This is a genomic window from Falsochrobactrum shanghaiense (assembly GCF_003149535.1).
GTDB classification, from domain to species: Bacteria; Pseudomonadota; Alphaproteobacteria; order Rhizobiales; family Rhizobiaceae; genus Brucella; species Brucella shanghaiense.
The window spans coordinates 44,852-50,964 of the sequence record NZ_QGDB01000010.1; the positions used below are offsets into that span (position 1 = coordinate 44,852).

Sequence of the window (6,113 nt, forward strand, 5' to 3'; positions counted from 1 at the left end):
ATAACAGAAAAAAGGAGCCTGAGAAATCGCAATTCTGGTGCAAAGTGACTGGTCACGCCCTTTATTTCAGCTTTCCGCTTTGAACTTTTTCGCTTCCTCAAGCAGCTTTTGCCGATTCCTACCGTAAGTCTCAATCAACTTGCGCGCCTGAAGAGGCGAAATATCGGAGTTTTCGGCCAGGAATTTAACATCCTCATCGTCCGTCAGCGGAGTAGGTGAATTCTCATTCATAATTGATCGTCCTTTCTGGTCTCTGGATTTTTTTTGGCGACGATTGCTCTATCCCTATGAAATCACAAAATATCCGATGAACATCACTGCAATAATAATCAACCACCAGATGAGATAGGCTGGACCTTCCCAGATCTGGGCTGTGCTTTTTGCAGCTAACGTTTCCTCTCCAGTTGTCCGGGCAAGCAAATCTGACATATTGCTCTCTCTGAACCCTGCACGACCACGTCCAGCCGCTTCGGTATCCTTTTCCATAACAGCCGCCAAAGGACCAAATCCGGGAACTTGCTCGCCGGTTTCGGTCCATCCATCAGCGTCTGCTCTTTTATCCGATCTATTTGTTTTCATCATACTATGCCTCCTGTTTCTAACAGCGAGGCAGGTAAATTGTTCCCCAGTTGCGCGTCTTGTTCGCCATTTCAGGTTTCAACGATCTGTCATCTGTCGGTCGAATGAAACAATCTCCGTTTTGAAAAGTTAATTCATCAGTCTCAAAACTACGGAGGTTTCCATGAAACAGAACCCGAAACCCGGGACCACTGACCAGAAACCAAAATGGGAAGGTCCACCAGAAAACCGACCGCGGGGATACGAGCCTGCCGACGACGATCCAACGACAAAGCGCGATGCCGCTGGCCATAGTCTTTCCGACCCCGACCGCAAGAACCTGTCCGATGCGCTCAGTACACCGAAGCGCGATGGAAAAAGGGCAGGTAAACAATGACCGTGCCTTCTGATCCTCCTCTTAGAGCCATTGCCTTGAATGCTACTTTAAAACGAGGTGACGATAAGTACCCCTCCTCAACCGAGAGGATATTGCGTTATCTCGAGACGCATTTGGAACCTTATGGTGTCACCACCGAGCATGTAAGACTGAGTGAGTTAAATATCGAACCGGGTGTTACATCGCGCGAAAGCGCAAACGATGATTGGCCCGAGCTCAGGGCAAAAATTGTCCATGCGGATATTCTCATTTTTGGCAGTCCAATCTGGCTCGGACAGCCATCAAGTATCTGCAAGCGGGTGCTTGAACGTATGGATGCATTTCTCTCCGAGACTGACGATAATAACCGAATGCCCTCTTATGGGCGGATCGCGGTTGCAGCAGTGGTGGGTAATGAGGATGGCGCGCATTTCGTGTCATCCCAACTCTATCAGGCATTGAATGATGTGGGCTTTACCATTCCCGCCAACGGCGTGACCTATTGGGTGGGGGAAGCCATGCCATGCAATCCACCAATTTTGTCGATCTGGATGAAGCACCTGAGGCTGTGGCTTCCGCCACTAAAATGCTGGCCGCTAACTGCGCGCATCTCGCCCGCTTGTTGAAAAGGGCCCCCTATCCCGGTTCAGGCTGATATTTGAAGGAGATGGAAATGCCTGCAAAATCCAAAGCACAACAACAGGCTGCCGGCGCGGCTTTGGCTGCAAAACGCGGAGGTAAGCCAAAAAGCGAACTGCGCGGAGCATCCAGAGAAATGGCCAAGTCTATGAGCGAAAAAGAGCTTGAGAAACTGGCTTCCACCAAACAGAAAGGCAAACCCGAACACAAATCCAAGTCCTGAGCTAGGAACACGAAGCAATTGTTCACCGGTGCAGCGAACGGGTTTCGGCTCCACCATCACCCGCAACGCAGCCGTCAATGTTAGCAATTATTCACTTGGATTATTCCGGTCTGCGCATGAAACAAAACTTTTCTTGGCGGGTTAGATCCGTAGTCGGCGGGATTTTCATCCATCCGACAAAGACATCCGCAAACATGAGGAGGAGCCTGCAATGGCCAGCACCAAGCAACGCAATCTCAACGATCTGTTCTATGACACGCTCAAGGATATTTACTACGCAGAACGCAAGATTCTGAAGACGCTTCCAAAAATGTCCCGTGCTGCTACCGAAGAGAAACTGAAAAATGCCTTCGACAAACACCGGGAGCAGACTGAAGACCATATTGAACGACTGCAGCAATGCTTCGAGATTCTCGGTAAACGTGCACAAGGCAAAACCTGTGATGCCATTGAAGGTATCATCGCGGAGGGAGAAGAAATCATCGATGAGTTTTCGAATAGTCCGGCCCTTGATGCCGGGCTGATATCGTCTGCCCAGGCGGTCGAACATTACGAAATCACCCGTTACGGCACGTTGAAACGATGGGCGGAAACCCTCGGATACAAGGATATAGCGAAGCTATTAAACCAGACCTTACAGGAAGAAGGGCAGACCGATAAGGACCTCACGAAAATCGCGGAGACTTCTGCCAATCTTCATGCCGAAGCGGCTTAATCGCCAGCCTGTCCCAAGCAAAGGCTTAGAGCAGTTCCGGCGATCTTTTACCAGGAACCGCTCCAGCACTTCAAACAACGGAGCTTATGATGAAACGGACCATCCGATATCTCGCAAGCGCAGTTTTCGTCCTATTTACGTCAGCGGCGTTTGCCCAAACCACGCCGTCCGACGACGCACAGACCCCCGCAATCAGCACGTCTGGAGAAAACAATCCGCAGGCACCGGTGCCCGGTGAAAACAGCTTTACTGAAGATCAGGCCCGAGAGCGGATAACGGATGCGGGTTTTACTGACGTCACAAATCTTCAACTGGACGACGAGGGCATCTGGAACGCTGATGCTGCACAGAATGGTCAACCTGTGAAAGTTCTTCTCGATTTTCAGGGAAACGTCACAACGAAATGACGGCAAAGGCCGGAAAGCAGGCAAGGAGATGAAAATGATCTATATCACGGGCTTATTCGACAATCACGACGAAGCAGTGGACGCTGTTCGCGCCCTGGAAGAAGCAGGTGTGTCGGCTGAGAATATCAGTCTGATTTCTAACAACGCAGACGGCCGATATGCCGAAGATGCCTTGCACGAGGAAGGTAGCGCCGCTACGGGCGCCAAAACAGGAGCGGGTGTCGGTGCCGTCGCTGGCGGCGGAGCGGGATTGCTGACCGGACTTGGTTTGTTATCCATACCCGGTGTCGGTCCTGTTGTAGCCGGCGGGTGGCTGACCGCAACGCTCGTAGGGCTGATCGGCGGCGCTGCTGCAGGCGGTGTGACAGGCGGGCTTGTAGGCGCTCTCGTCGAAAGCGGAGTGCCCGAAGCAGAGGCGCATGCCTATAGCGAAGCCATACGCCGTGGCAGCACTCTCGTCACGGTTCGTTGCGATGAAACGGAGCGCGAGAAAGTCGAAGCCATTTTGGAAGATTGGGGACGTGTTAATATTGCTCAGCGCCGGGATGCTTATGTTGAAGAGGGCTGGGAAAATTTCAATGCAACCGGCACGCCCTACACAGCAGCCGAAATTGAACGCGAACGCCTGCGCAGGCGTTAGATTTGGTCACACCCAAAGTCGGATTCGCATGGGCCGTCAGAGATTAGAAGAACTACCTTTTTCCTGTAGCGGCTTATGTCAGCGATCTCAGAATGGCGGTGACAGTCCCAGAAACTCTGCCTCGGTAAGATAAACTTGAGCAACTCTGCGTGCAAACGCAGGGTTGTCGACGTTGCGAAGTTTATAACCACGCAATACTGATAGTTTTCGGCCAGGGTCCGGTCGATGCGCGAATTTTCTTCACTGCCGAACAACCTGGCGATAAGGAGGATAGCGGAGGGCGCCCGTTGATCGGTCCCGCCGGAAAACTCTTTGACAACTGTCTAACTGAAGCTGGTAGCGTCGGGACCCCGATAAGTTCGGGCAACTGGGCCATAAAAATCAGGATCGCAAGTGCGTTGACGAATCCCGTGATGACCGAGCGGGAGACAAAGCGCATCACGCGGTCGAGCCTGAGCCACCCCGCGACGATCTGGATGATTCCCATCAGGATGGTGGCGGCGAACAGATACTGAAGGCCGTGCTCCTTGACCAATGTGATCATCACAACCGCGGTTGCGGCCGTGGCGGCAGAGATCATGCCCGGCCGCCTCCCAAAAGGCCTTGAGGGGGGGCGCCGACGAAGCTTATGGAAAGCCTGAAAATGAATATAGCCAGCTTTTCGGCAGTCAGTTTTAGCTACCGATTTAGGAAAAACCTTGCATCAAACGGAAATATTCTGTTTCCGGTCGACCGTAAGCATCATGGGCATATTGTTCCAGCCCCGAACGATTGCGAATAATAATGTTCCCTCGTTCCGACCTGATGAGGCCCTGTCCCTCCAGAACATGAAGCGAAGTCGTGACCGTGGGACGCCGGACAGCAAGCATTATAGATAGGAATTCATGCGTAAGCTCAATTTCGTTGCCCATTATCCTGTCATCACACATCAGCAACCACCGGGCCAACCGTTGCGTAACTTCATGAATTGCATTTGAGACAGCCGTATAGGCAAGCTGAATCGAGAATGCTTCAATGGAGCGGATCATTATTCTTGAAAAGTTACGATTGCTGTCCATCCAACGGCGGAAATTCTCGTAAGGCATTTCATATCCCTTTGCCGCCACTTGAATAAGGACGTCATAAGGACTGGTTTCCATGCCCGCTATCGCTGAAGTGGGGATATATCCATCGAAACCGAAAATCCCGGCCTCGGCCCGATTACCTTCCGCAGTCGCCACAATGACCGAGCCAATGCCATTCGTAAGAAAATAGACATATTCAATCGGTCGGCCCGTCTTCGCGAGCATTACTCCGCGCGGAAGCTCGACATAAGTGATTTCACGGGCGATAGCACAGTAATCGGATGATGGAAGCAAAGCCAGGAGTTTGTTGGCTCTCGCGCCCTGTGATGGAAAAGACATTCTTTACATCTCCTTGGTCGCCTGCGGCATGAACAAGCGAACAAGAGATTGGTTCCAGAATATTTCGCGCCTGCCTTGGTACGCTATCGTACAGAAAGAATGGTTCGTGTTTTAGACCTATCTATATCGGCCAAAGAGCGTATCATTAACATTTCGTATTCCAAGGAGGCTCTTATGCCGTTGTTCAACGAAGCTAGCCGCATTTACTCTCCGAATGAAGTAAACTTCTTGCGTAGCTGCTTTTCTCAGTCCGCGATAATTTTAGAAGAAAGTGATCGTTCTTACTCTGCCGAAGAGCTCGCCGGATGCATAATCCGGCTATATGAAAGCGGATTGCGGGATTTAAATTCCATTGCTGAACTTGCGGCAAGGCTTGCTCATTCAAGGTTTATGGCTCGGCATGACGAATTGGCAACCAACCGCACTTCCTTATCCAAGCTCTGTTAAGCATGCCTTTTTATCATGTTACTGAATTCTCAGCGTTTAAAGCGGTTCCAATTTAAAACCACTTTAAGTCTTTGTTTATCATATTAAACAAAGCAAAAACGCAGGCGCCTGAACCGCCCCGGATTTGCCGGCTATCTGATTCACACAACTCCAACAGATATTCGTGCACCGTATTTGATCTCGTGGTAGTGCCTGAGGCCACTTGAGAGCGATGCAGAGTCAGGCTTGCGGTAATAGCCCTCCAAGCTCCAAGTCTTGCGATGACCCTAGTGGCAAAGGCATTGGCTAGTGCCTGTCCTGACGGATTACCGTAGCGCTCGTCTTCATCGTCATCGTAACGCTACCGGGATTGATAGTCATCTGTATACCGCCCATAATCTTAGCTCCTCTGGTTGTAGTCGAATGACGGCCATTCAAACCGTGCCAACCAGGTAGTGCTCCCGCACAATCGATTTTCGAATATGCTTCTTAGGCTGCAGGGTTCGCTCCTCCTCGTCCGAACTCAAAATAACGCGCTCCGATAAACACGTTGGGGCCTAAATGGCTCAATCAACTGAGCCATTTCGGTTTCAGCGAGTACAATTGCCCTTCAGCAGACAGATTCCGATCATAAAAACCGGCATCATATAGAGGTGGTTCGGGAAATCTGGACAGCGGAGATAAGTGGAATTTCTGCCTGACTTCGGCTTAGATGCCGAGAACAGG

General features: G+C 51.0%; 8 protein-coding genes and 3 pseudogenes. 7 read left to right on the top strand and 4 right to left on the bottom strand.

The features are described 5' to 3' along the window. Positions 1 to 66: 66 nt before the first annotated feature. Together DKP76_RS19510 and DKP76_RS17475 are read right to left on the bottom strand one after the other, a co-directional pair. A complete protein-coding gene (locus DKP76_RS19510; RefSeq protein ID WP_199224850.1) occupies positions 67 to 231 on the bottom strand; it encodes a hypothetical protein in 165 nt (54 codons plus the stop codon). A gap of 54 nt (positions 232 to 285) precedes the next feature. Next, positions 286 to 582, bottom strand: coding sequence for a hypothetical protein (locus tag DKP76_RS17475; protein ID WP_109707954.1), 297 nt, complete (start codon positions 580 to 582; stop codon positions 286 to 288). A 160-nt stretch (positions 583 to 742) separates the two neighbouring features. Between DKP76_RS17475 and DKP76_RS17480 the strand changes: the two genes are divergently transcribed. From DKP76_RS17480 to DKP76_RS19785, 7 genes and pseudogenes are all read left to right on the top strand, one after another. Further along, entirely contained in the window at positions 743 to 955 is a 213-nt protein-coding gene (locus tag DKP76_RS17480; protein ID WP_109707955.1) for a hypothetical protein, read from the top strand. Further along, positions 952 to 1,589 (top strand): annotated as a pseudogene (locus DKP76_RS17485) (flavodoxin family protein). Before DKP76_RS17480 ends, DKP76_RS17485 begins: the two are co-directional and overlap by 4 nt. A gap of 18 nt (positions 1,590 to 1,607) precedes the next feature. Then, positions 1,608 to 1,796, top strand: coding sequence for a DUF3008 family protein (locus DKP76_RS17490; protein WP_109707956.1), 189 nt, complete (start codon positions 1,608 to 1,610; stop codon positions 1,794 to 1,796). Positions 1,797 to 2,007: 211 nt separating this feature from the next. Next, positions 2,008 to 2,511 carry a YciE/YciF ferroxidase family protein gene (locus DKP76_RS17495; RefSeq protein ID WP_109707957.1) on the top strand — a complete coding sequence of 168 codons (504 nt, stop codon included), beginning with the start codon at positions 2,008 to 2,010 and terminating at the stop codon, positions 2,509 to 2,511. Between the two features lie 89 nt (positions 2,512 to 2,600). After that, a complete protein-coding gene (locus tag DKP76_RS17500; protein ID WP_109707964.1) occupies positions 2,601 to 2,918 on the top strand; it encodes a hypothetical protein in 318 nt (105 codons plus the stop codon). 34 nt (positions 2,919 to 2,952) lie between these two features. Beyond that, positions 2,953 to 3,558 carry a hypothetical protein gene (locus DKP76_RS17505; RefSeq protein WP_109707958.1) on the top strand — a complete coding sequence of 202 codons (606 nt, stop codon included), beginning with the start codon at positions 2,953 to 2,955 and terminating at the stop codon, positions 3,556 to 3,558. A gap of 149 nt (positions 3,559 to 3,707) precedes the next feature. Further along, positions 3,708 to 3,836 (top strand): annotated as a pseudogene (locus DKP76_RS19785) (UdgX family uracil-DNA binding protein); the annotation flags it as partial. 65 nt (positions 3,837 to 3,901) lie between these two features. Here DKP76_RS19785 and DKP76_RS17515 read toward each other — a convergent pair. Beyond that, positions 3,902 to 4,153: pseudogene (locus DKP76_RS17515) on the bottom strand (SulP family inorganic anion transporter); the annotation flags it as partial. A gap of 91 nt (positions 4,154 to 4,244) precedes the next feature. After that, a complete protein-coding gene (locus DKP76_RS17520) occupies positions 4,245 to 4,961 on the bottom strand; it encodes a Crp/Fnr family transcriptional regulator (protein WP_109707959.1) in 717 nt (238 codons plus the stop codon). Positions 4,962 to 6,113 lie beyond the last annotated feature (1,152 nt).

Bases quoted from the DNA above. Each gene is read 5' to 3' on its own strand.
- DKP76_RS17500 (WP_109707964.1), top strand. From the start codon at position 2,601: ATGAAACGGACCATCCGATATCTCGCAAGCGCAGTTTTCGTCCTATTT.
- DKP76_RS17480 (WP_109707955.1), top strand. From the start codon at position 743: ATGAAACAGAACCCGAAACCCGGGACCACTGACCAGAAACCAAAATGG.
- DKP76_RS17490 (WP_109707956.1), top strand. From the start codon at position 1,608: ATGCCTGCAAAATCCAAAGCACAACAACAGGCTGCCGGCGCGGCTTTG.
- DKP76_RS17495 (WP_109707957.1), top strand. From the start codon at position 2,008: ATGGCCAGCACCAAGCAACGCAATCTCAACGATCTGTTCTATGACACG.
- DKP76_RS17520 (WP_109707959.1), bottom strand. From the start codon at position 4,961: ATGTCTTTTCCATCACAGGGCGCGAGAGCCAACAAACTCCTGGCTTTG.
- DKP76_RS17475 (WP_109707954.1), bottom strand. From the start codon at position 582: ATGATGAAAACAAATAGATCGGATAAAAGAGCAGACGCTGATGGATGG.
- DKP76_RS19510 (WP_199224850.1), bottom strand. From the start codon at position 231: ATGAATGAGAATTCACCTACTCCGCTGACGGACGATGAGGATGTTAAA.
- DKP76_RS17505 (WP_109707958.1), top strand. From the start codon at position 2,953: ATGATCTATATCACGGGCTTATTCGACAATCACGACGAAGCAGTGGAC.